This is a genomic window from Nitrospira sp. ND1, assembly GCF_900170025.1.
In the GTDB taxonomy this organism is placed as follows: Bacteria; Nitrospirota; Nitrospiria; order Nitrospirales; family Nitrospiraceae; genus Nitrospira_A.
In genome coordinates, this window is sequence record NZ_FWEX01000005.1 from 353514 (window position 1) to 379336 (window position 25823).

Genomic DNA, 25823 nt, shown 5'->3' on the forward strand with positions numbered 1-25823 from the left:
AGGCTCCTTCAGGTCTTGCAGCCGGCGACCGATAGAGCTGACGAGGGTGTGTCTATGCGCCTGCAGGCGCGGGGGAAAAGCATATGAGCGAACTGGTCATCTGTCGACATCCGTCCTCGTTTCTCTCGGTCGGTCTTTCGCTTCAGCTCAGCGTGCCGAAGGACGAAACGCAAGGGCAGTATGGCTCATCGGTCCTGGGGTGGAAACACCGGAGTTGGATCGTCTGTGAATGGCCGTTTCATTTGGGACAGCCGATTCCCTGCGTGAAAGGGACCCTCTGTCTGTTGCGGTATATCTATGAAGGAAAAATGATCGGATATCGCGCGGAGGTACTGGAGACGCAGATGCAGCCCTTCCCGTTTCTGCTGCTCGCATTTCCCTCCGAGCTGGAGGAGGTGCCGCTCCGGAAGCATGGACGGGTGTCGGCACAGGAGCCGATCGTGCTCTCTGCCGTGCAGGAGTATGCATCCAGCTCGCGAAATGAACCCCCGATCCGCATCGGCGGGCTCCTGAAGGATTTGAGTGCCTCCGGCTGCGCCGTTCTCATTCAACGTCCGGTCCAGGACTTTTACCTGGGGATGGCTCTGCGTGTTGAGTTCGAAATCATCGGCACCGGACACGTCAACAATCTGACAGGGGTCGTCCGAAACCTGTCACTGCAGGCCGACGGAACGCACCTCGGCCTGGAGTTCCGGTTCGACGGCAAAGAAACGATCGAGTATCGGGGATGGGGAGGATCGGTGCGGAACGCGCTTGAATCCTTCCTGCATCGGAAACACTCCTTCGAGTCCGCCTAGACTGCAGCGGTTGCCGTTGACTGGGAAGTTTTTGCCCGGTCGTTTGCGGCGACTCGTTCCCTACGCCCAGAAATCCCGTCGTTTCAATTCCTCCCGCCGCACACGTCAGTGGCATACATCTTGATTGGTATCCCGTTGCCACACCTCGTCCTGTGAGGGACGCAGGCCACGTTCAGGAGCAAGAGGGACGACAATCATGACGCTTCACGCACAGAGTGCCAAGCTCAATCCTCGCTGGTGCCTCGCGCAGGATACGATCGACCGGCAGGATATCGACCATTTGATCGAGTGGCTGCGGACCTATCCTCGCCTCACCAAAGGGGCGGTGACCCTCGACTTCGAGCGGCAATGGTCGGAATGGTTAGGGCGTCCCTATTCGGTGCACTGCAACTCCGGCTCGTCGGCCAATCTTTTGATGTATTACGCATTGCTGCGCTCAGGCAAGCTGCGCAACACAACCGTGATCGTCCCGAGTGTGGGATGGGTGACGTCCATCGCCCCGGCAATTCAATTCGGCTTTACACCCATCATGTGCGAGGCCGATCCGGATACCTTCGGCCTCGACCTCAACCATCTGGAAGACCTCTTACAACGCCATGACGCGCAGACGGTGTTACTCGTCCAGGTACTCGGAGTCCCGCATCGCATGCAGGAGCTGCAGACCCTGAAGGACCGGTACGGGTTTTATCTGCTCGAAGATGCCTGTGCCGCCATCGGCGCGGAATATGGCGGTAAGAAGATCGGCACATTCGGCGACATGGCGAGCTTCTCCTTCTATTTCGGCCACCAGATGTCCACGATTGAAGGCGGCATGGTGTCGACCAGCGACAAGCAGTTGGCGGACATGCTCTTAATGCTGCGCAGCCATGGGTGGAGCAAGGACCTCGACCAGAGCAGCCATCAGGCGTTACTGACGCAATACCAGGTTGACGATTTCCACTCGCCTTTTGTGTTTTACGAGCCGGGCTTCAATCTCCGCTCGACCGATCTCAATGCCTTCATCGGCATCGAGCAACTGCACAAGCTGGACTGGATGACCGGCCGACGGCAGGCCAATCACGAACGGTACCTGCAGCACTTGGGTAGCCGGTTTTACACTCAGCGGCCGCCGACAGGGAGCAAAGTTGCCAGCATCTCCTTCGGTTTGCTCGCAGATTCGACGGAACAACGCCGTCGGATTGTCCGGGCATTGGTTACAGAAGGGGTGGAAACGAGAATTTTCTCCGCCGGCAATCTGGGGCTTCATCCTTTCTGGATGAACCGCTACGGGAAGGCCAGCTTCCCTGTGGCAGACCGCATACATCATTGCGGCTTCTTCCTGCCCAATCACGCCTCCATGAACGAACAGGATGTGGCTCACATCGCGCGCATTGTCCTGGAGGCCGCGTGACAGCATCGTTGTATATCAGCAGCTATGTATTCACAGGGGAGCTCGTTCGATCATGACGACAGCCTCAACCCATGTGCTCGTGACCGGCGGCGCCGGTTATCTCGGCTCCGTGCTCAGCAGAGGTCTATTGGATCGGGGGTACAGGGTCACCGTCCTCGACAATTTCATGTATCGCCAGAACAGTTTAATGGACTGTTGCGACGAGGAGGGGTTTCAGGTGGTGCGGGGCGACTGCCGGGACGAACGCCTGCTGACGGATCTGCTGCGAACCGTCGACATCATCGTCCCACTTGCCGCCTTAGTCGGGGCGCCGCTCTGCGACCGGGACCGCGTCGGGGCCTACACGGTGAACTTCGAAGCCGTACAACTCCTGTGCAAACTGTCTTCTCCCCGGCAGCGGATTATTTTCCCCGTCACGAACAGCGGCTACGGAATCGGTCAACCGGGAGTGCCCTGCACGGAGGAGTCACCGCTTCGCCCCATCAGCCTCTATGGCGAGACCAAAGTGAAAGCCGAGCGGGTGGTGCTGGATCGGGGAAACGCCATCACGCTGCGCCTGGCGACGGTGTTCGGCGTGTCGCCGAGAATGCGAATGGATCTGCTGGTCAACGACTTTGTCTGGCGCGCCGTGCAGGATCGCGCCGTCGTCGTATTCGAAGGGCACTGCAAACGCAACTATATCCATATCCGGGACGTCGTCCGGACGTTTCTGCATGCCATCGATCATTTCGATGAAATGAAAGATCGTCCGTACAACGTGGGGCTGGACGATGCCAACCTGTCGAAACTCGAACTCTGCCGGGTGATCCAGCGATTGATACCTCACTTCGTCTCGTTCGAGGCGCCGATCGGCGAGGACCCGGATAAGCGCGATTACATCGTCTCCAACCAGCGTCTCCTGGCCACCGGGTTCAAGCCGGAGTGGTCCTTGGAACGCGGCATTCGTGAATTGATGAAGTGTTACACGATCATCAAAGCCGGTCAGTATGCCAATGTCTGATTCGAGAGCGGATGGACGGGGAGGGCATCGATGATTATCAGTCGAACACCGTTCCGAATGTCCTTCTTCGGTGGCGGCACCGATTATCCCGTGTGGTTCCGTGAACATGGCGGAGCCGTTCTCGCCACGACCATCGACAAGTATTGTTACATCAGCTGCCGCCGCCTGCCGCCGTTCTTCGAACACCGGTCGCGCATTGCCTATTCGCGTATCGAGCTGGTGAAAAACAATGAAGAGATCGAACATCCCGCCGTTCGCGGAGTCCTGAAGTATCTCAACATCAACGACGGCCTGGAGATTCACCACGACGGGGATCTGCCTGCGCGAACCGGCTTAGGCTCGAGCTCGTCGTTCACGGTAGGCCTGCTCCACACCCTTTATGCCCTTCAACACATCATGCCCAGCAAAGATCAGCTGGCCCAAGCGGCCATCCATGTCGAGCAGAACGTGCTTGGCGAAGCCGTCGGTTGCCAGGATCAAGTGCTCGCGGCGCATGGCAGTCTCTGCAAAGCGACGTTTTTTCAGAACGGAGAGATCGGGCATACCCCGATCATCATGCAACCCGACCGGCTTGCCGCCTTTCAGAGCCACTTGCAACTCTACTTCACAGGGTTTTCGCGGATTGCGTCGGAGGTGGCTCGCGAGCAGATCGATCGCACGAGTCAACGCAAAGCCGAACTGTTTGCCATGCTGGAAATGGTCGAAGAGGGCATCACGATCCTCACCGGCGGCGGCGACCTAGCTGCGTTTGGAACCCTGCTGCACGAAGGCTGGATGCTCAAACGCCGCTTGACGTCACGGATCACCACTCCGGCCATCGACGAGATTTACACGGCGGCCAGGGCGGCCGGCGCACTGGGCGGAAAGTTGCTGGGCGCCGGAGGCGGAGGGTTCATGCTCCTGTTTGCCAAGCCGGAGGACCATGAGCGGATTCGCAGCGCTCTGCCAGGATTGTTGCAGGTTCCGTTTAAGTTTGAAGGCCTGGGTACACAGATCGTGTTTTATCAGGAAGATCATCTCATGCTCGACGACGTGTGGGCTCACAACTCGGCTGATACGGCCTCCCAACTGAAGGCCGCGTTACTCGGAAAGGCAGCGTGAAGATGGGCCGGTTTGCGGATTGCGATGTGGTCATTCTGTGCGGGGGGCTCGGTACACGCCTGCAATCTGTCGTGGCGGATCGCCCGAAATCGATGACGGAGATTCATGGCCGCCCGTTTGTGGCATGTCTCGTCGAACATTTTCTGCGCCATGGCACGCGTCGGTTTATTTTCAGCACCGGATACAAGGGCGACATGATCGAGGACTGGTTTGGCCGCCATCGAGGCGGGTATGAAACCCTGTTCGTCCGCGACCCCGCTCCGCTGGGAACGGGCGGAGCGGTCGCGCAAGCGATGAAGCTCGTTCGCAGCAATCCATTTTTGGTGCTGAACGGAGACTCCCTCTGTGAGCTCGATCCGGAGCGACTCCTGCGGTTCCATACCCGTAAACGCGCCCGCGCGACGATCGCGGTCACCCAAGCCGACTCACGGGAAGATACCGGAGCCGTCACGTTAGGGGAGGACGACCGCGTCCTGTCCATGGTGGAGAAGCCGCGCACCAGAACGACGGGCTATCACAATGCCGGCATCTATCTGTTCGATCGTACCGTCGAGGCGCTGTTTCCGAACAGTCGTTCCTGGTCACTGGAGCGCGAGTTACTTCCGCAGCTGGTCACCGAACCGTTCTATGGATTTGTCACAGCCAGCGCGCTGTACGACATCGGCACCCCCGAACGCCTCGTGCATTTTCGCGAGGTCTGGAAAGACCCGTCAGTTCATTTTCCGGTCACATCTATGCATCAGGAACAAGGATCGCTGTTGTAATGGCTCATCGGACAGTCCCGGGTTCACAGACAACGCGCCGATTGGCATTTTCATCGCGAGGTGAACGCCTGATCGGGCAGGAGATGTTCCGGGTCATGGATCGGGCTCAAGCCCTGGAGCGGCAGGGGTATCGCATCTATCATCTGGAACTCGGCAATCCCCGCATGGCTCCGCCGGGTGAAATCGTCGACGGCACCGTGCAGGCGCTCCGCGAGAAACAGCTGGGATATGCGCCGATGGCCGGTGTGAAGGAATTACGAGCCGCGTTGGCGGCTCGATACACCTCGTTGACGGGCGAGGCGCTGACCGACTCCCAGGTCGTGATCAGCCCTGCGAATCTCCTGATTCATCAGTTTCTGGACATCACCTGCAATCCCGGCGATCGCGTGGTGCTGTTCACGCCGGCATTTCCCTCCTACTGGGCCGCTGCGACGCATCAGGGACTTCAGGTCAGGCCGGTGCCGCTTTCTGAGCGCGACGGATTTCACCTGACCCGACAGGCCATCGATGACGCGCTGGCTGCCGGACCAAGGGCGATTGTCGTCAACAACGCCAACAACCCCACGGGGGCCCTCTACGATTCGACGATTCTGCGCGCGCTTGCGGCACGCTGTGAAGAGACGGGCATCTGGCTGTTAAGCGATGAAACGTACGCCGATCTGACCTTCGATGGTTCGTTCGTGACCCTCGCCTCGGCGCGAGCCGGATACGTCGTAGCGATGTCGTCCTTTTCAAAGGTGTGCTCGATCCCAGGGTTTCGAACCGGATATGCCTTCGCCCATGAGGCGGTGGCGGCAAAACTCGCGCTCTCCAATTCCACCCTCTATTCCTGTCTTCCCCTGTTTACTCAACTGGGTTGCTTGGCCGGTATGAAGGTACTCGATACCTATGCGAACGAGGTTCGATCACGCGGCTCCCGCCTCATCGGATCCTGCCACGACCGCATCAACCGCTCCGGCATCCTGCATTGCCACAAGCCGGAGTCAGGGTTTTATCTGTTTGTCGATATCGCGCGCACCGGGCTCGACGATATGACCTTTTGCCGGCGACTACTGGACGATCACCATACGGCGGTCACCCCAGGCCGTAGTTTCGGCGAAGCCTACGCGTCGTTCATTCGCATAGCCGTGTGCGGGCAGGAAGAGGATGTGCACGAAGGCCTGTCGCGTACGATCGCCTTTGCGCAACAACTGGGAGGTTGCCGTGTCCAAGCCGCTTGACGTGTTGCTGATCACCCCGCCTAGTCGGGTACAGGTGTATCAGGAGTTGAGCCGGGACTTCGCCGCCATCGAACCGCCGGTCTGGTCTGGTTTGATCGCGACCTTCCTGCGACAACACAGCTGCTCCGTGGCCATTCTGGATGCCGAGGCAGAGGGGTTGAACCACCAGCAGACGGCGGATCGGATCGCCGCCATTGCGCCGAGACTCGCGGTCTTCGTGATCTATGGGCAACAACCGTCCGCCTCCACACAATGTATGCCGGCCGGCCGGAAGGTGTGCGAAATCCTGACTGCGCTGGCCGATATTCCCACGCTCGTGATGGGGACTCACCCGTCGGCCCTGCCGAAGCGCACCCTGCTGGAAGAGCCCTATACCTATGTCTGCCAGGGAGAAGGTCCTGCCACGATTCTCGGTCTGGTGATTGCCTTACGCGCACCGCAACATTCGCTTCGCGAGGTTCCCGGCTTATGGCACATGGAGAAGGGTGTGCCGGTCGGCAATGCGCCGGCGCAACTGCTGACGAATCTGGATTGCGAGGTGCCGGGGCAGGCCTGGGATCTCCTCGACATGACCCGCTATCGCGCCCACAACTGGCATTGCTTCGGCAATCTTGAGGCGCGGGCTCCGTACGCGTCGTTGCAGACGAGTCTGGGCTGTCCCTTCACCTGTTCGTTCTGTTGTATCAATTCACCCTTCGGGACTCCCATGTTACGGACCTGGAGCCCGGACAATGTCATTGCGCAGATCGACCGGCTGGTCCGGGACTATGGCGTCACCAATATCAAAATCCCCGATGAAATGTTTGTGCTGAATCGGCGGCATGTGATCGGCATTTGCGATCGCATCATCGAACGAGGATACCGGCTCAATATCTGGGCCTACGCCCGGGTGGACACGGTCCAGGACGAAGTGTTGGCGAAACTCGCGCGGGCGGGATTTACCTGGCTGGGGCTCGGCATCGAATCCGGAAGCCAGCATGTCCGCGACGGCGTCGAAAAGGGCCGCTTCGTCGAACGGGACATTGTGGCGACGGTCGACAAGATCCGCTCGTACGGCATTCATGTAGCGGCCAACTATATCTTCGGCCTACCGGACGACACGATGGAGAGTATGCGCGCGACCTTGGACTTGGCCCTCACGCTGAATACGGAATGGGCCAACTTTTACTGTGCCATGGCCTACCCCGGCTCGCCGCTGTATGACCTGGCGAAGCAGAAGCACTGGACGCTGCCGGATGATGAAGGCGGCCCCGGATGGATCGGTTATTCGCAACATGCTTACGAGTGCTCTCCCTTGCCGACCGACAGCCTCACGGCCACACAGGTGTTGGCGTTCCGGGATCGCGCATTCATGGAGTATTTCACCCATCCGGACTATCTCGGCATGCTCCGGCAGACATTCGGAGCGCAGGTCGCCACCCATGTAGAGGGCATGTGCCGGCACCAGGTCCGCCGTCGTCATCACGATGTGGTCACCGATGCAGTTGCGTAGCGACAGAGAGGGGAAAGGAGCGGTCATGATCAAGGTTGCAGACTTCATCATTCATACATTGGCGGAGCGCGGAATCGACAAGATGTTCGTGGTCTACGGCGCCGCCAACGGTGACCTGATCGATGCGTTTACACGCACCGCCGCCACGGAATACGTCGCCGTCATGCACGAGCAGGCCGGCGGGTTTGCAGCCGAGGCCTATGCAAAAGTGAAGGGCGTGCCCGGTGTAGCCATCGCCACCAGCGGACCGGGCGGGATGAATCTTCTCACGGCGATGGGCAACTGCTTTTATGACTCCGTGCCCTGCGTCTTTATGACCGGCCAGATCAATTCCCGGTTCCTCCGGCCCGATCCTGCCATTCGCCAGATCGGATTCCAGGAGACCGACATCGTCGCCATGGCGGCTCCGGTCACGAAGTACGCGAAAATGATTCTGAAGCCCGAAGATGTTCGGTATGAGCTGGAGAAAGCGCTGTGGCTTTGCCAGGAAGGACGGCCGGGACCGGTACTGTTGGATATTCCCCTCGATGTCCAAAAGACGATGATCGATGCCAAGAAGCTCATCGGCTTCGAGCCCCCGGCCGCCGTGAGTTTCGACCTCACGGTGGTCGATGAGCAGATCTCCCGGTTTATCACCGAGCTCCAACATGCTGAACGACCGGTCATTCTCGTCGGCGGCGGCGTCCGCCTCGCGGATGCCCAGGATGACGTGCGCGCCTTGGGACGGCGGTTGAACGTGCCCTGTTTTCCGACCTGGAATGCCTTGGACGTGATCAGCTCGGACTATGAAAACTACGGCGGCCGGGTCGGCACGTACGGGGGAGCCGGCCGGAACTTCGGAATTCAAAACAGTGACTTGCTGCTGTCGATCGGCAGCCGTATCTCCGGCCGCATTACCGGCGGCAATGTCCAAAGCTTTGCGCGCCAGGCCAAGAAGTTCCTGGTGGAAATCGATCCGGCCATGGTGCAACGGAAGTTTCAGCAGGTTCCTTTCGATGTGAACATTCTCTGCGACGCCAAGGTGTTCACTCAGCGCCTGTTGATCGCCCTCGATCGGCGGAGCAAACCATTGCCGAACTATTCGGGCTGGACAGAACGGGTGATGGAATGGAAACGCCAGTACGATCCCGTCCGGCCTGAATTTTTCGCCCAGCGTGAGCGGGTGCACCCCTATGCATTCATGCGTCGCCTTTCCGAAAAGATGGGTGCCACGGATATTCTCGTCGGGGATTGCGGCGGCAATATCGTCGTCAGCAACCATGCCTTTGAAACTAAATACGGGCAGCGGAATCTCACGAACAACGGCAACTCTCCCATGGGATTCTCGTTTGCCGGAGCGATGGGTGCCTGGTTTGCCGCGCCAAGCCGTCAAGTGGTCTGCACCATCGGGGACGGGGGCTTCAACATGAATCCTCAGGAACTGCAGACCTTCATCAATTACGGCGTCAAAGTTAAAACCTTCATTCTCAATAATCACATTTACGGAATCACCAAGGCCTACCAGGAGACCAATTTTCAGGGCCGCGCGGAGGCCTGCGGGCCGAAGGGCTACAACCCTCCCGATTTTCTGAAGATCGTGCAGGCCTACGGAATCAAGACGGTGGCCATCCACAACCATGCCGAGATGGATGCGAAGATTGAAGAGGTACTGCAATTCGACGGGCCGGTGGTCTGCGATGTGGACATGCATGAATTCCACACCTACGAGCCCAGGATCTTCGGATGGAAGACGCCCATCGAGGATATGTATCCCTATCTGCCGCGTGAAGAATTCCGAGCCAACATGGTTATCGAACCGGCTGAGGGCTGGATGAACCCGGAATACCCGGACGTCGTTCGCCGGAACGATCGGTCACAGCCGTAAGGGGACTGATATGTCGCAAGGTGCACGTGAGACAAACCGAGTGACTCCGCTGGACGTTGAGTACTACCAATTCTGCCGCGAACAGCTGCGTCCCTATTTCGGTCGGGTGATGTGGGCATCGCAAGGACTCCCGCTTCGCCACGTAGTGATGCAGGAACTGGTGCGGCTGGAGGCCTCCCGGCAAGGTGCAGGTCCGTTTCATATTCTTGAGGTGGGATCATGGGCCGGGGGATCGGCTATTACGTGGGCCGAGGCGTTGACCCGGCATCATCGAGCCGACGGCCGTGTCGTCTGTGTGGATCCCTGGAAGCCGTATTTCGATGTGAAGAAGCGGCCGGACGCGGCCGTGTACCGTGAGATGTCCGACGCCTTGGCCAACGATACGATCTACGAGTTGTTTCTGCATAACATCACCACTGCCGGCCATGCGGGGCTGGTCCTTCCGCTTAGAGGGGCCGCCACAGCCATGTTGCCGGCCCTTCCGCGGAACTATTTCGATCTCGTCTTTGTCGACGGCGACCACTCCTATGCGGCAGTGCTGGCGGATATTCAGGCGGCCGGGGGCCTGATCAAGGATGGGGGCGTCTTGTGCGGTGACGATCTGGAACGTCAATCATTCGAAATCGACCAGGCCTATGCCCGCACTCAGATCGAGTCGGACTACATTCGCGATCCGCGATCGGGGCACGAATATCATCCCGGCGTCACGTTGGCCGTGGGGGAACTCTTCGGTGAAGTGTCCCAAGTGGCAGGGTGCTGGGCGGTGAGAAAACGCGGCACTGGTTGGGAACGCTTCGACATGTCACCGGCGCGCTGTTCTGAGGATCGTATTCCCGCTCATCTCATTCGCCGGGACCCCACGGTGGATCAGGAGTTTCAACGCTGGCGGGAACAACGAAGCCGACCGGCGAGTGTGGCTGTGCCCAGGGGAGCGGAACGCGGCGAACAGGTCCGGACTGCTTCGGCAGTTTCCAGAGCTTCTGTCGCCGCTCCTCGGCAACGAGCCCTGTTGATTCAATTGGATTTCCAAACCTGGGCCACCGCACGCCCTTGGACCTATAGCGCAGCTTTCGGTGTGCAGGAAGGTTTGCGGGCGAACGGCGTCGAGTGTGTCACCGTGCCGGCAATCGCCGAGAACGCCTGCTCCACGCCTGCGTCATGGGTCTACCATGCCAGGAAGGCCCTGGCCGGTCAGCACTTCGATCAGGTATGGCTCTGGCTCATCCATACGCCTCTCGACCAGGCTACGCTGGAATGGGTCGCTCAATTGGCGCCGGTGCGAGTCGGGGTCCTCATGGAGTCGCTTCGCTACGATGCGGACGACTATTCCTGGGCGCCACAGTTGAAAGGTCGTGCCGCACACTTGGAAGCGCAACTTCCCTATTTGACCCATGTGCTGGCGCCGGACGAGCAGGATGCCGCCGAGCTCCGGACGCGTGGATTCGCCAACGTGCTCTGGTGGCCGCCGATGGTTCCGGAACGGTTCATCGTTACTCCCGCCGGCGCTCCGACCCAGCCACAGGCTGTCTTCCATGGAACGCCGTATGGGCGGCGGCAGCATTGGGTGAGTGAGCCATCACTGAGCAGGCGTCTGCAATACGCGAAAGGGGCTCAGCCTCCTACGAACAATCAGCAGTTGTTCGATCAGTTGCAGCAAGTCGCGGCCCAATACCTGGCAGAAGGCCATGCAGTCACCGACGAGGCTATCCGGGAATATGCTCAATCCTTGCAACAGATCCGCCTCGCCGAATTCAACGAGTGGATGGGGCACCTGGCTCAATGGCCGGCTATCGTGAACCTGCCGAGCCTCGCCAAATTTTATGGCGGACGGGTCATCGAAGCCATGGCGGCCGGTCGACCGGTGATCTCCTGGGACATTCCCGGGCATCCGAAGAACAGGGGACTCTTCGAACCGGAGAAAGACATCCTGCTGTTCCCCCAGGATGCGCCTGAAGCCCTTGCCGGGCAGATCGACCGGATTCTGCATGATCGCGCATTGGCCGAGTCCCTGGCTCAGCGGGCGCAGGGCAAGATCAAACGGTATCACACAGCCGAACGACGCCTTCAGGGAACCTTGGAGTGGATTCGCACCGGACAGACTCCGGACTATGGCTTGTCGGAACAGGCAAACTCCCCATCCGCAGCCCAGACCACGGTTCCGGCGCCTGCAGCTCAATCCTCGCCGTCCGCCACAGGGTTGCCGACGGCAGACCCGATTTCCCACCCATCAGCCAAGGTGTCTATGGATCAGAATGCCTTTTATGTAGACCTATTCGTGAACAAACCGGCTTGGTCGACACCCGAACCGAACGCCGATGAAGCGGCGCGCTGGTCGAAGATTGCGTCGTTCCTTGAACATGTCGTGCGACAGACGCGGCGCGAGACTCCCGGTCGCACGCTACGCATTCTCGATGTGGGTTGTGGTCGAGGATGGCTGACGAATCTGGCGACAGTCTATGGGACCTGTGAAGGCATCGAGCCGGTGGCCGGCGTGGTCGAGCATGCGCGTCGGATGTTTCCCCACATTCGGTTCGAGGCGGGCACACCCGAGACGGTGTTGGCCAGGCCGGACTTCATGCCGTTCGATATCGTGCTCTGTTCAGAAGTCATTGAACATGTCCCCCATCCAGAGAAGCCGGGGTTCGTCAGCCAACTGGCGCAGCTCCTCACCAGTGAAGGCTATCTCATTCTGACGACTCCGCGCGGGGATGTGTGGGAAGAATGGCGACGCATCGCTCCGCCCAATCAGCCCGTTGAGGATTGGGTGACGGAGCAGCAGCTGGGCCAACTATTGGCCGACGGTGGCTTTCATCATTTGGGACTGGAACGCATTCCGATCGAAGTGCCTTCCCTCCGGTATTTCCCGGCGGCCACCGCCCATGACTATCGAACCAAGACACTCATGCCCATTTATCAGGTCTGGGCCTGCCGTCGCACGGCGGCGACGGGGACGCACCCGGTGCCGTTTACACGACGACCGATGGTGTCGGTGATTGTGCCGACCTATAACCGGCCGGACCGCTTGCGCATGGCCTTGGAGAGTCTCAACTCTCAGCAGTACCAGGATTTCGAAGTGATCGTGGTCAATGACGGCACGACTCCGGTCGAATCCGTTGTCGCTGAGATGAACCGTGCCGGACGAACGACGCTTGTGAATCATGACCGCAACCGGGGACTGGCAGGGGCGCGCAACACCGGTCTTCGCCATGCCACCGGGACCTACGTCGCCTATCTCGATGACGATGACCGCTTCCTGCCCGATCACCTGGGCACGCTCGTCGCCTTTCTCGAACGTGGCACCCATCAGGTGGCCTACACCGATGCCTGGCGTGTCACCGAACAAGAAGCGGGAGCCGAGGCGACGGTATTGCGTCGTGACCGGCCCTACTCCTATGAGTTCGATGCTCAGCGTCTGCTTGTTCACAACTATATTCCGGTGCTCTGTCTGATGCACCGGCGGTCCTGCCTCGATGAGGTGGGCTTGTTCGACGAAAGTCTGTTCGTCCATGAAGACTGGGATCTCTGGATCAGGCTCGCCACCGTCTATCCTTTTGCGCACATCGCGCAGACGACCGCAGAGTTCACGTGGAGAACCGACGGCTCATCGATGACCAGTCACGATCACGATGCCTTCTGCCGCACCACCGATATCATTTATCGAAAATACTTTCCGTACGTGGCGGCGAAGCCGACAATGCTGGAGGCACAACGACACCATTTGGCGGGGCTGAAGGGCCGGGCAAAAACGCCATCGTATGCTTGCTCGATCGTTATTCCCGTCTGGAACAATGCGGCCTTGACCCGGCAATGTCTGACGGCGCTGGCGGAGGTCACCGACGACGTAACCTATGAAGTGATTCTGGTCGATAACGGATCGACGGACGGCGTGCAGGATTTTCTCCGGACGCTCGGGGGTGACGTACAAGTGATCCGCAACGAAGAGAACCTCGGATTTGCCAAGGCCTGCAATCAGGGCGCGCGGGCGGCACGCGGCGAATTCCTGGTGTTTCTGAATAACGACACGATTCCATTGAAGGGATGGCTGTCGGCGCTGGTCGAGGACATCCGCGCCCACGCGGATGTGGCGGTGGTGGGCAGCAAACTCCTCTTCGAAGACGGGTCGATCCAACATGCCGGCGTTGCCTTCTCACGTGAATGTCTGATGCCTTACCATATGTATCGCGGAGGTCGCGCCGAGGCGGCCTGTGCAAACAGACGGCGCGAATTGCAGTGCGTCACCGCCGCATGCATGCTCGTGCGCCGTAGCGTCTTTGAGCAGGTGGATGGATTCGACGAAGGCTATCGAAACGGCTTTGAGGATGTCGATCTCTGTCTCAAAATTCGGAAGCAAGAGTGGAAGATCGTCTATCAACCCAAGAGTGTGCTCTATCACCTGGAAAGCAAGACACCGGGCAGGAAAATACATGAACTCGACAACAGCCAACGCCTCCGGGAGCGCTGGGGCGCCTGTTGGTGGGTGACGGATGAAGATCTCCTGCACTTTGAAGATGGATATGCCATTCACACGCATGTCACCGACGGCATATTGAGCTACCGTCTTCAAGTGATTGCCGACCCGGAGACCAAGACCCAACGGGCGATCCTGGCGGAGGTCCAGGGGGCAGCTCTTCGCCGCGACTTCAATGCCGTCTCCGCCTTCCTCGCGCGCGTGGATGAGTGGCCCGCAGACCCATGGATCCTGCGTTGGGGGGTGCTCGTCTGTCTCGGGGTCGCCCAACCCCAACTGGCTATTCCATTCTGGCGACGCATCCTCACCTTCGAGGAAGACGCCTATGCCCGTATCGGACTGGCGAAACAAGCGCTGGAAACAGGTGTGTTCGATGAGGCGGACTTCCATTTGACGGCGCTGCTGCAACAGGACCCTTCGCATGGAGAAGGTTGGCTGCTGCGCGGGATCGTGGCCATGCAACGCAACGCGTATCAGCAGGCGGAAGAGGCGTTCGAGCGGGCGAAACTCTCCGGTGCCGATTCACGCAAAGCCTCCTTGGGCATCGTCATGGCGGCGATGGGTGCCGGGCGGGCCGAAGCAGCCTGGTCGCAATTGATGGCCCTTTGTGCGAATGAGCCGGACGACGAAGAATGTATGCATTGGCTGCTCCGATGCGGAACCATGCTCCAACGGTGGGAGGCGGTCGCCTCGCGACTCGCGGCATTTGTCGCCCGCAATCCGGGCAATGTCGCCATGCGGTTTGCCTTGGCAGGGGTGCTCTTGCGATCCGGACGGCGAGGGGACGCGCAACGAGAATTCGAACGGCTGCGCGCACTGTCCCCGACATTCGAAGGAATGGACGAACTGGCCAGGCAACTGGCCGAGGCCGAGGGCCAACTGGTTCCAGACCATGCTGCATGAGTCCACACAAAACAGCCGGGCGATGCTGATCCAACTGGCCAGATTAGGAGATCTGGTGCAGTCCCTTCCTGCGATCGAAGCCTTGGTGGATGCCGATCCTGAAACGCCATTGGATGTCCTTTGTTCGGCCCCCTTGGCAACGGTCCTTGGTGAAGCTCGAAACATCGGCCGTGTCATTCCCTGGGATGGCGCGCGATGGCGGGCCTGGGGCGAGCAGTGGTCGGAAGACCCGCACGGAACTCTTCGCGCCGCGCAGGCGTATCTTGCAGGGCTCGGGGAGAGCACCTACGGCCGGATCTACCCGCTGAATCAACACAACCGTAGCCTTCTGCTGACGCATCTATTTTCCAGCCCGAGTGTGCGCGCGGATTGGGACGACCGTTCAGAGGCGCGCATACGTCCATGGGCCGAGTATCTCCGGCATATCGCGACACACCGTGGGAACAATCGGGTGCATCTGGCCGATGCCTGGTGCGGCATGAGTGGAGTCAGGCCACGAGGTCGGGCGCCGCTCTTCCAGCCTCCGGCCGTCGAGCTTCCCGACGACCTCGCTCCCATCGGCGAACGGCAGGGTCTCTGGATCGCGTTGGTCACCGGCGCAGGAGAGACGGATCGTTGTGTCTCACCGGCCACATGGGGCCGATGGACCAAAGAGTTTCTGACACAGACAGACGCAGGACAGGTCGTGCTGATCGGAAGCGGACGCGAGCGTGAAACCGGACAGGCCATTCTCGAATTGGTTCCCACGTTGCTCCAAGGGCGTGTCTGGGACGCGACCGGCCGCACAAGCATCCCTCAGTTGATGAAGCTCCTCCACAAGTGCCGATGGGTAATCGGAGCCGACACCGGTCCGCTTCATTTGGGGACGTTGATGGGAAGTCGAGCCATAGGATTCTATTTTTCTCATGCCCGGGTGCACGAAACCGGCCCATACGGAGAAGGGCATTGGGTGTATCAACATGCCACGCAGGCCCCGCCTGACAGCTGGCCCATCAGGGAAAGTATCGCGTTGATCTGCGACGACCAGCGTCGTGCGGCGGCCGATTGGACTCTCTGGAGGAATCGTATGGACCACTGGGGGACGAGTTTTGATGACGGTTCAGAGCAGGAGCGCGTCGAGGGCGCCCGCGCGACTGTCTGGCGAAACCTCTCTCCGACACTGTGCGAATCGGTTGCCGCATGAATATGTTCAACGACAACGTTGCCCGGTTGGCCCTAAGGGATGAGCCTCTCGCTGCGGCGGTGAAGGCCTCGGCGGGCGGCGCACTCACGATCGAGCCGGCGCGGAGCGGCGTGCCTTCGGCGCGACGATCCGGCCGGTGGATTCACAGCGCCTATGATCCGCTCCGCGAAGCGGACACCTGGGCCGAAACCCATGCGCCCGCCTGTCGGGAAGGTGAAACCGTCGTCGTGGCCGGCGTCGGGCTGCTGTACCACGTTGAGGCACTTCGGAAAAGACTGGCGTCGGACATTGTGGTCGCGGTGCTGATCTCCGATCTCAACGAATTTCATGATGCGCTCGTCGCACGGCCCCTCGGATCATGGACCGACCACATTCGCTGGCTCTCCGGAACGCCGGTCGAGATCGCTGACCGACTGAGCAAGACGGGCCGCGCCCTGCGCTGTCTGTCCTATGCTCCGGCCACACACACGGATTCAGACTTCCACAGTGCGTTCGAGGAAGCCTTACGTCGCGGAGTCGCGCGACAGGCGGGTGGACAGCTGACGATTGCGCTGGTGGGGCCCATTTACGGCGGTTCGCTGCCGATTGCGCGTTATGTGAGACGGGCTCTGGAAACCCTCGGGCACAAGGTGCACTGGATCGATCACAGTGTGCATGCGTCAAGTTATGAGGCGATGGGGACGCTGAAAGATGCGCGCAATCGCCAACTGATGCAAGGTCGCATGGCCGAAGTCTTGAGCCAATGGACCTTGGCCTCTCTGGCCGAGTCACCTCCCGACCTCGTCTTGTCGCTGGCTCAGGCCCCGTTGACGTTGCCGGTGCTCGAACATCTCCGCAAGAAGAAGTTGCTGACCGCCATGTGGTTCGTGGAGAACTATCGCCACTTGACCTATTGGCAACAGATGGCGCCGGGGTATGACTACTGGTTCGTGTTTCAACGGGGGGCCTGTCTCGATGCCTTCCGGCAGGCGGGTGCTCGGCAGGTCAGCTTTCTGCCCATGGCGGCTGACCCCGAGCTGCATCGCCCGATGGATCTGTCGGATGAGGAACGGCGCACCTATGGTGCGGATGTCTCCTTCGTCGGCGCAGGGTATCCGAATCGCCGGCGTCTGTTCCCGGCACTGCTGCGCCGACCCTGGTCGTTCAAACTCTGGGGGAATGAGTGGGACGGAGCCGACGAGCTCCAATCCGTCCTCCAACTCAACGGCGCACGGATCGATACGGACACCTGCATGAAGGTGTTCAACGCCACGGCGATCAATTTGAATGTCCATTCCACGACCGGCGCGGGCCTTGATCCGCAAGCTGATTTCGTCAATCCACGGACTTTTGAACTGGCAGCCTGCGGCGCCTTTCAGTTCGTCGATTCTCGCTCCCAGTTGCCGGAATTTTTCACCGACCGGGAGTTAGTCTCGTTCCGGAACTTCGATGACATTCCCGGACTCGTGGGGCAATGGCTCGGAGATCCGGCGGCTCGGCAAGCCATGGCCGCTGCCGCCCGCACACGTGTCTTGGGCGCGCATACCTATGTGCATCGGATGCGGGACTTGTTGGGACACATCGGATTGTCTCAGCCCGATCGAGTCGGGGCCGTGCTGCGAGGAGACCGACAGCAAGAAGCCCTGCTCTCGCGTTGCGCCGGAGATGCGCCGCTGGAATCGCTGCTCAAGGCCTTTCCTGCCGGACAGCGGGTTGAGTTGAAGGATGTCGCCGCACGAATTCGCAGCAAAGGCTCGACCGCGACACTCAAGCGGGAAGAATTGATGGTGTTGATGTTGGATGAATACCGGAGCGAGACACGCGATCTGTTATGAGCAAGCAAGTGCTTCTCATCAATATCACCCGGATGGGCGATCTCGTGCAAATGGGCACGTTGCTGCAACGCCTCCAGCATGAGTGGCCGGGAGCCGCCGTCGATCTGGTCGTGGATCGACGCTTCGCTCCGATCGCGAAACTCCTGCCTCACCTCCGACACATCATCGAGTATGACTTTCATCGCCTGGTCGACGAGAGTCGCGCGCAAACGAAGGATGTCGTGACCCTCTACCGTGAGATGACAGGCTGGGCGGCGCCGTTAATCGAGGCCCGGTACGACCGCGTCGTAAATTTGACCTTCAATCGCCGGAGCGGACTGCTGGCCTCCTACGTCGGCGCCAAAGAGATTCGAGGCATCGCGGCTCCGAAAGACGGGGACGTGGCCATCCATAACCCGTGGATGGCCTATTTAACCGATGTGCACAGTCAACGGCAGTTCAATCACTTCAATCTGGTAGATATCTACGCCTTGGGCGGAAGCGGTACCGGACCCTTTGCACCCTTGTCGCTCGACATTCCCCCGGGCACGGCGCAATGGGCACGTGATTTTTTTGCACCGTACGGCGGACAACGGATGCCCTGGACGGCGGTGCAAGTCGGGGCCAGCGATCCTATGAAGGCCTGGCGACCGGAACTCTTCGGGCAGACCCTGGCCGCGCTGAGTCGGCAGACACCGGTCGGATATGTCTTTATCGGGACGGAGAGCGAGCGGAAGGCGATTGAAACCGCACAGATGGCCTATCGGCAAGCCGGTGGACGCGGGCCTCTCTGCGACGCGGTCGGACGGACCACGCTGCCTCAGCTCGCTGCGGTGCTGGCCCAGTGCCGACTCCTGCTGACCAACGACACCGGCCCCATGCACCTCGCAGTAGGAGTGGGCACTCCGGTGATCGATCTCTCGGTCGGGCATGTCGACTTTCGCGAGACGGGTCCCTATGGACCGGGGCATTGGATCGTCCAGCCGGATATGGGGTGCGCGCCCTGCGGATTCGATCAGGTCTGTTTGCACCACGCCTGCAAGGATCGGCTGGTGCCGGATCAAATTGCCGCGCTGTGCCTGCATATGCTCAATGGAGGCGCATTTCCAGAAAAATTAACCGGCATCAAGATCTATCGGTCCCGCGTGGATGAGGACGGGCTGGGAAGCACTGAACTTCATGCAGGACGGGAAGATCCCACGGTCAGCTGGTATGGCCGATTCTGGCGGCGGTTCTGGTTCGAGCAATTTACGGGTCGTCCCAGTCTGGTACCCATGGTTTCGGAGCCTCCGCCCGACTGGAAGGAGAGCATGGCACTCCTGGATCGGCTTATGCCTCTCGCGGCCAGGCTGGTATCCAGAGCAGAGGAACTGGTTCGTTTGACCGCCCGACGGCCGTTGCCGATCAGTACCCTGCAGCAGATGCAGCTTGAGGAGAGCGGGGAGCGTCAGACGGTTGTGGCGCTCAGTCTCCAATCTCCGGCGACCGCATCCCTGGCCGTGGCCCTTGTGCGGGATACCCACAACGACGACGGCCACGAACTGACCGGCATGGCCGAAGCCCGTCTTGCCACCTATCGGCGCTGGCAGAACAGGCTGCATGTGGTCGCGGCCGGTTTCCGTGCTTTCAAGACACCGCAAGGTTTCACACCACGTGGAACCAGGATGGCTATTCCCATGGCGCCTATTGGATAGCGACAGAAGACGTACGTTTGACACTCGGCTAAAGGAGTCCGATCATGCATATCACCCTCGATGGCGAACAGTGGCAGATACCGGATGACACTTCTCTCATGAACGCCCTGGCGTTTCTCAGCGACAAAGCTCATGCCCAACATCGCATCGTGACGTCGTTGACGGTCGGCGGGAAGGCCATCAGCGATCGCGATTTGGATCCGGCCTTTTTGAATCAACGGGGGCAAGATGTGGGAGAGGTGTCCGGGCGGTCTCAATCGCTGCACGCCATCATTACAGATGCGAAACAGACCATCGACCGGTTTGCCGCGCAGTTGCGAGCCGATGGCCTGGTCCTGCTCGGCCCGCTCCGCTCGGGAACCGGGCAGGTGGGAACCATCGATGCCTGGCTGGGCCGTCTTGCAGATTATACCGAAATGCTGGAAGCCGGTCAGGCACAGGGTGTCGCAGGACTGTCATCCGCGCCGCTCCTCCCGTGGATACAAGAACTCCTGGGCGCGCGAACCTTCGCCGACCCCATCCGGGTCGCGGATCTGCTGGAGTATGAATTATTACCCCTGCTCACTGAATCCAGTCAGGCTGCTTAGTGCCCGTTGTTCTCCGATAGGACTGCTCAACGGATGATGCCTCCTATTACACCCGTTTCCTACCTGCCAGGGCGCTCTTAAGTCTTCCCGACAGCCTACCGATAAGGGGCACAGCAATACGGTAGCGAGGCGCAGCGGGGATGTGGCCACATCTCCACCAGGCCTGGTTACCACCTCGTCGGCACGGACGCTGGCGATTCCGAGAGTAGTGCGGAAGCTTCAGGAGGAAGTACGTCATGGCATTAGTAGTCAATACCAACGTTGCGTCGCTGGCAGCTCAGCGTAACCTGTCGATCAACCAGGCTCAATTGGGTCGTTCCGTTGAGCGGTTGTCGTCGGGCTTGCGGATCACCCGTGCCGCGGACGACGCGGCCGGATTGGGCGTGTCCGAAACCTTGCGCGCCCAGATCCGTAGTATCAATCAGGCCAACCGGAACGCCGGAGACGGCATCAGCTTGACGCAGGTGGCCGACGGCGCTGCCGCGACGATCGGCAGCCTGTTGTCTCGTATGCGCGAGCTGGCAACTCAGTCCGCCAGCGGGACGCTGGGAACGACCGAGCGGTCGTATCTGGACCAGGAATTTGTGTCATTGCGTTCGGAAATCGACCGCATTGCCACGACGACGGAATACAACGGTCAGCCGCTGTTGAGCGGAGCCAGCAACACGTTTGAAGTCTTTATCGGCTTCAAGAGTGGATCGGGCAATTCGTTGAATGTGGCCTTGGCCGACCTCGACGTCGCGGCGGTCGGATTGACCGGCGCCAGCGTATCGACGGCGGTGGCGGCGCAAAGCATGCTGGCAAATATCGACAGCGCAATCAGCGCCGTGGCTACGGCCCGCGCGAATTACGGGTCGATTCAGAGCCGGTTCGAAGTCGCGATCCAGAACTTGACGGTCACGGCTGAGAACTTCACGGCAGCGGAATCCCGGATCCGGGACGCGGACATTGCCCAAGAGACATCTGTGTTCACGAAGAACCAGATCCTCACCCAATCCGGCATCGCGATTTTGGCGCAAGCCAACTCGTTGCCACAGCAAGCCTTGGCGCTGCTGCGAGGATAAGGCATCAGCCGCCGGATAGCCCTCCCGTATGGGAGGGCTATCCACGGATTGAACCGAGGAGGGTAACATGGTCCACCAGGTTTCGAATCACAAGGACCTCCCCGCAGCCGCCACCCATGCGAGCCAGAGCGGACCTCAACATGCCGTTGACAAGAAGGCTGAGGCCCAGCTCCCTGAACCTGAGACGTCCACGACTGAGGTCAAAGGGGAGGTCAAAGGAAAGGATCTGGAACAGGCTCTGTCGCGGGTACGCGAGGTGTTCCAGAAGGCAGACTCCAGATTGGAGTTTAGCGTCGATCCGGATCTGGATCGGGTGGTGGTCAAGGTCATGGACGGGGATTCCGGAACCGTGATCCGCCAGATTCCGCAGCAGGAAGTCATCGATCTTGCGAAGAGGTTGGAGACGCCGACCGGGCTGCTCCTGCACCACAAGGTGTGACCTGCTTCACGACATGAAAGGGATGTCATGGCGATTAGTTTCGGCGGGTTAGGAAATGGTGTGGACTTTGGTCAAGTCGTCTCCGAGTTGGCCAAAGTCCAACGCCTGCCCATCGACGCATTGACGGCGAAGAAGAAAGATCTACAGACCAAACTCACCGATTATGGCGCGCTCGGCAACAAGCTGCTCGCGCTTCAGAGCGCCGCGAATGCCCTCCGGCTTCCCAGCAGCTTCAATCGATCTACCAGCACCGTCAGCGATGACAACATTCTCACGGCTCAAGCCGGCGCGGGAGCAGCGACCGGCAGTTATACGGTGCAAGTCACTCAGCTGGCCAAAGCCAATCAAATTACGAACAAAGCCGTCAAGGCGGTCTCCGGCACCACTGAAGTAGTCTCGAGCGGCGCCGGCACCTTTACCTTTCGGGTCGGAAGCGGAACGGATCAAACGGTCACCCTCAGCGCCGGCGCGACACTCGACGATCTTCGTTCTGCGATCAACGATCTGGGAGCCGGTGTGACCGCCTCCGTGATCAATACGGGAACGGAAGCAAGCCCGGCCTATCGACTGACGTTAACCGCAACCGCATCGGGCGCGGCCAATACCATCACCGTGGTGACCGATACGACCACTCTCGATTTCACGAACACGACCGGGACGGGCGGCAACGATACGCTGCAGGCAGGGCAGAATGCCATCGTAGTGATCGGCGATCCCGACCAAACCACGATTTCCATCGAGCGCGCGTCCAACGTCATCTCCGATGCGATTCCGGACGTCACCCTCACGCTCAAATCGAAAACCGTCACGACTCCCGATCCGGAACCGGTCACGGTGAATATCAGCAACGACCCCGCGAGCGTCAAGACCAATATCAAAACCCTGGTGACTGCCTATAACGACATCGTGAAGTTCGTCAACGATCGGACCGGGTACGACATCACGACGAAGACCGGCGGGATCTTCTTTAACGAGAGCACGGCGAAAAACGTCTTGAGCCAGTTGCGTACGGCCATCTCCGGAGAGGTCAGTGAACTCTCCACCTATAAGTCGCTTGGCGCGGTTGGATTTAAAACGGAACGAGACGGGACACTCACTATTGATGACGCCAAGTTAGACTCGGCGATGGCGAGCAACTATGTCGCCACCCGGGCCTTGTTTGTGACGCAGACGACCTCGAGCGGCATTGCAGACCGTATCGTGAAAGCGGTCGACTTCCTCGACAGCGTCGACAGCGGCGCCTTCACGGTTCGAAAAAACTCCATCACCAGCCAGATCAGCAGACTCACCGATCAAATCGGCCGCAAAGAAGATATCGCCTCGCAATATGAGGAGCGACTGCGACTTCAATTCGCCTCATTGGATGGATTGTTACAGAAACTACAATCACAAACCAGCGCCCTTCAGGCGCTCAGATAAGTTATAAGGTCATTATGATCGCCACCGCCGCGAACGCCTATCAACAGACTCAAGTCATGACCGCCAGCCGAGTGCAACTGATCGTGCTGCTGTACGATTCCGCGATTCAATCGATGGAGCTGGCCCGGGAAGCCATTCTGACGAACCACTACAAGGACAAGGCCCGTTTTCTCGATCGCAGTATCGCGATTGTCGGGGAACTGTCCAGCGTCCTGGACTTCGAGCGAGGCGGTGAGATCGCGGTCTCGTTGCACCGGTTGTATGACTACATGGTGCAGCAGTGTATCCAGGCCAACCTTCGGCACAACGGCAAGCACCTGGACGGACCGATTCGCTGCCTGACGACACTACGAGAAGGTTGGCACGTTGTTGCGAGGCAAGAAGCGGTGGCGCATGTCGGCAGCTAGTTCACTCGATACCGGTCCTCTCCACGATCACCGCTCCATCGAACAGCTCACCATTCAAGCTCTGGAGGCCGCCCGCGCCGGCGACTGGGATCAAGTCGACGCCTGCTATAGCGCGCGCGGAATCAGGCTGGCGGCCTGCGAACTCGATCGCACAGTCGCGCAACAACTGCTGCGCATGGATGAAGAAGTTCGCGCGGCCATCCTGGTGGCGCAGGCAGGAATATCCGGCCAATTAGCCGATGCCGCCCAAGTGAAACGACACCTGCGCCAATTACGTGAAAGTAGCGGACAACTTGCTTCCGAGCGTGTCACGATAGATCGTGAAGCCTGACGCGCTGAGCCCGGGCGACATGCCTCGGTCGTTTTCCTTCACCGCAGAGGTTCGGTATGACTCCGTCACATGACCGGTTTCGTCAGGCCCCCCACACCGATAGCAAGAATGAAGAGCGTCGCGAATGGTTGCGCATCGAAGATCGCTTGCTACTCGAGTACCGTCGTTTCGACGAACCGGCCGAAGCCATGAACGCCCATCTCCCTCCGGCGACAGAAGATACGATCGCCACGGCCGTGTCGAAACCGACGATTGATCTGCTGGTCCGGGCAGGGGAGACGTTTGCAAGCTCGCCGTTATTACCCTGGGTCTCAAAAATCGACTGGATGCTGGAGACGATTCTCAAGTCCCTCGTGAAAAGTCATCCCGGGAGCGTCGCCATCGCACGGCTGACCGATGTCGATATCAGCGCCGGCGGGCTGGGCTTCGATACCCCGCGTCAGTTTCAGGCAGAGGACCTGTTGGTGCTGAAGGTGATCCTGCCTCCATTCAGCATGATCGAGGCCACGGCGCGCATCATCCGGGTGACTCCGGCCGAGAGGGACTCGACGGGCTATCATGTCGCCACACAGTTTATGGAGTTGGGCGGGGACGAGCAGGAGCTGATTATCCGGCATATTCTGCAGGTGCAAGCCGAACGTCTGCGGGCGAGAAAATCCGCGCACTAACCCGGACTATTCATGAATACCTGCTCCGGCGTCCGATCCTGTCTCCCGGCGAGGCTGTTCTCGTTCAGCCGCCCGGCCGCCTCACCGGCTCGGCGGCGCGCACAGACGTGGCGCTCTTTAGTCATCACGCCGTGCGCCCTCGACGAACTGCAAATACGCCTGCGTCGACCTTACGTGCGAGAGGCCTCGGCGGGCTTCCGTCTCGAACGCCTCGCGACGACATCCATAAATAATCCGGCTAACCTGTCGGATCCGCGGCTCTCCGCGAGGAACCTGGATCCGGCGAATGCTGCGGCCTATGCCGCCTGTTCAGGTGAGGGAGCGGTTTCAGCCTGAGTCGTTTCCGGGTGAGCCAGGAGAGTAAGGAGCGTCTGAGCGGCTTTCTCGAGAGCCAGGGATGCGGGCGCCGTGGGCTCAAATTCGACGACCGGAAGATAACTACGCACTGCACGTGTCATCGCCGGATCATCCGGAATCTCTCCCAGCATCATCAGATCCCCGCCGACATATTCCTGCAACAGCTTCTTCAACTGCAGCACATTCACACGCGACTTCCCGGACACCCGATTCACGATCAGGTAGGGGTGAAATCCCTGGAGTGTCCGGCTGGCGGTCTCCTTGGCATTGGGATCGGTTTCGCTGACCGCCTGGATGACCTCATCGATGCTGCAGAAATCCCGATCGGAGAGGGTCTCTGTGACGGCATCGCGCGACAGGAAGGCCGACAAGACACGACGAATCGCTGCCAACTTGATAAATCGGTAGAGGTCGAGCACCGACGTCGGATCCGGAGTGGCCACTGTCAGATAGTGGTCCGCCATCAGAAAGAAGTCCAGCGCATGATAACTGGTGCCTGCGCCGATATCGACAACGATGACGTCGGCTTGCAGTTGCCGGAAATGGCGAATCAACCGCTTTTTTTTGGCATAGGGAAGATTGGCCGTCGCCAGGGTATCGCCTGTGCCGGGAATCAACTGGAGAAAGGGGTGTGCCGAGACCTGCTGGAGGACGTCATCCAAACGTTCAACCCGCCGTTCTACAAAATCCGTCAAGGTGCGGGGAGGGTTGAGCATGCCGAACAGAATATGGGCATCCGCTCCACCCACGTCCAGATCCGCCAAAACCACCCGCTTGCCTTGTTTGGCCAATAACATGGACAGATTGGCAGCGATCACGCTTTTTCCTACACCGCCCTTGCCTGAGCCGATTGAAACGATCATCGCCATAAGGAATGGTCTC

At 59.8% G+C, this 25823-nt stretch carries 20 protein-coding genes; 19 read left to right on the forward strand and 1 reads right to left on the reverse strand.

The features are described from left to right. Positions 1 to 83 precede the first annotated feature (83 nt). The 19 genes from NSND_RS01785 (at position 84) to NSND_RS01875 (ending at position 24584) form a co-directional block, all read left to right on the forward strand. Positions 84 to 797 (forward strand): flagellar brake protein, encoded by a 714-nt coding sequence (locus tag NSND_RS01785; protein WP_080877333.1) that lies wholly within the window; start codon positions 84 to 86, stop codon positions 795 to 797. A 196-nt stretch (positions 798 to 993) separates the two neighbouring features. Continuing rightward, a complete protein-coding gene (locus tag NSND_RS01790; RefSeq protein ID WP_080877334.1) occupies positions 994 to 2187 on the forward strand; it encodes a DegT/DnrJ/EryC1/StrS family aminotransferase in 1194 nt (397 codons plus the stop codon). A 52-nt stretch (positions 2188 to 2239) separates the two neighbouring features. Then, a complete protein-coding gene (locus NSND_RS01795) occupies positions 2240 to 3187 on the forward strand; it encodes an NAD-dependent epimerase/dehydratase family protein (RefSeq protein WP_080877335.1) in 948 nt (315 codons plus the stop codon). Between the two features lie 30 nt (positions 3188 to 3217). Further along, on the forward strand, positions 3218 to 4288 hold the full coding sequence (locus NSND_RS01800) for a GHMP family kinase ATP-binding protein (protein ID WP_080877336.1): 1071 nt from the start codon (positions 3218 to 3220) through the stop codon (positions 4286 to 4288). A gap of 2 nt (positions 4289 to 4290) precedes the next feature. Further along, the gene (locus tag NSND_RS01805; protein WP_080877337.1) at positions 4291 to 5052 is read left to right on the forward strand and encodes a sugar phosphate nucleotidyltransferase; all 762 of its coding nucleotides are present in this window, start codon (positions 4291 to 4293) and stop codon (positions 5050 to 5052) included. Positions 5053 to 5147: 95 nt separating this feature from the next. Next, positions 5148 to 6272, forward strand: coding sequence for a pyridoxal phosphate-dependent aminotransferase (locus NSND_RS01810; protein ID WP_159450577.1), 1125 nt, complete (start codon positions 5148 to 5150; stop codon positions 6270 to 6272). Next, a complete protein-coding gene (locus NSND_RS01815; RefSeq protein ID WP_235000132.1) occupies positions 6256 to 7764 on the forward strand; it encodes a B12-binding domain-containing radical SAM protein in 1509 nt (502 codons plus the stop codon). The genes NSND_RS01810 and NSND_RS01815 overlap by 17 nt, the downstream gene beginning before the upstream one ends. A 25-nt stretch (positions 7765 to 7789) precedes the next feature. Next, on the forward strand, positions 7790 to 9628 hold the full coding sequence (locus NSND_RS01820) for a thiamine pyrophosphate-binding protein (protein WP_080877339.1): 1839 nt from the start codon (positions 7790 to 7792) through the stop codon (positions 9626 to 9628). Positions 9629 to 9638: 10 nt separating this feature from the next. Beyond that, positions 9639 to 14999: a glycosyltransferase gene (locus NSND_RS01825; RefSeq protein WP_080877340.1), complete on the forward strand. Its 5361-nt coding sequence runs from the start codon at positions 9639 to 9641 to the stop codon at positions 14997 to 14999. Then, entirely contained in the window at positions 14989 to 16182 is a 1194-nt protein-coding gene (locus tag NSND_RS01830; RefSeq protein WP_159450578.1) for a glycosyltransferase family 9 protein, read from the forward strand. The genes NSND_RS01825 and NSND_RS01830 overlap by 11 nt, the downstream gene beginning before the upstream one ends. Next, on the forward strand, positions 16179 to 17996 hold the full coding sequence (locus tag NSND_RS01835) for a CgeB family protein (protein WP_080877342.1): 1818 nt from the start codon (positions 16179 to 16181) through the stop codon (positions 17994 to 17996). The genes NSND_RS01830 and NSND_RS01835 overlap by 4 nt, the downstream gene beginning before the upstream one ends. Continuing rightward, positions 17993 to 19669, forward strand: coding sequence for a glycosyltransferase family 9 protein (locus NSND_RS01840; RefSeq protein ID WP_080877343.1), 1677 nt, complete (start codon positions 17993 to 17995; stop codon positions 19667 to 19669). Before NSND_RS01835 ends, NSND_RS01840 begins: the two co-directional genes overlap by 4 nt. A 44-nt stretch (positions 19670 to 19713) precedes the next feature. Beyond that, positions 19714 to 20256, forward strand: a complete 543-nt coding sequence (locus tag NSND_RS01845) for a hypothetical protein (protein WP_080877344.1) — start codon at positions 19714 to 19716, stop codon at positions 20254 to 20256. 236 nt (positions 20257 to 20492) lie between these two features. Next, positions 20493 to 21320 carry a flagellin N-terminal helical domain-containing protein gene (locus tag NSND_RS01850; RefSeq protein ID WP_080877345.1) on the forward strand — a complete coding sequence of 276 codons (828 nt, stop codon included), beginning with the start codon at positions 20493 to 20495 and terminating at the stop codon, positions 21318 to 21320. A gap of 67 nt (positions 21321 to 21387) precedes the next feature. Beyond that, positions 21388 to 21759 (forward strand): flagellar protein FlaG, encoded by a 372-nt coding sequence (locus NSND_RS01855; RefSeq protein ID WP_080877346.1) that lies wholly within the window; start codon positions 21388 to 21390, stop codon positions 21757 to 21759. Between the two features lie 27 nt (positions 21760 to 21786). Further along, positions 21787 to 23178 carry a flagellar filament capping protein FliD gene (gene fliD / locus NSND_RS01860; RefSeq protein ID WP_080877347.1) on the forward strand — a complete coding sequence of 464 codons (1392 nt, stop codon included), beginning with the start codon at positions 21787 to 21789 and terminating at the stop codon, positions 23176 to 23178. 14 nt (positions 23179 to 23192) lie between these two features. After that, positions 23193 to 23585, forward strand: coding sequence for a flagellar export chaperone FliS (fliS, locus tag NSND_RS01865; RefSeq protein ID WP_080877348.1), 393 nt, complete (start codon positions 23193 to 23195; stop codon positions 23583 to 23585). Next, positions 23572 to 23916 carry a hypothetical protein gene (locus NSND_RS01870; RefSeq protein WP_080877349.1) on the forward strand — a complete coding sequence of 115 codons (345 nt, stop codon included), beginning with the start codon at positions 23572 to 23574 and terminating at the stop codon, positions 23914 to 23916. The genes fliS and NSND_RS01870 overlap by 14 nt, the downstream gene beginning before the upstream one ends. A 56-nt stretch (positions 23917 to 23972) precedes the next feature. Further along, the gene (locus NSND_RS01875) at positions 23973 to 24584 is read left to right on the forward strand and encodes a PilZ domain-containing protein (RefSeq protein ID WP_080877350.1); all 612 of its coding nucleotides are present in this window, start codon (positions 23973 to 23975) and stop codon (positions 24582 to 24584) included. A 296-nt stretch (positions 24585 to 24880) separates the two neighbouring features. Here the strand turns inward: NSND_RS01875 and NSND_RS01880 are convergent, their stop codons facing one another. After that, the gene (locus tag NSND_RS01880; RefSeq protein WP_080877351.1) at positions 24881 to 25810 is read right to left on the reverse strand and encodes a nucleotide-binding protein; all 930 of its coding nucleotides are present in this window, start codon (positions 25808 to 25810) and stop codon (positions 24881 to 24883) included. Between the last annotated feature and the right edge of the window lie 13 nt (positions 25811 to 25823).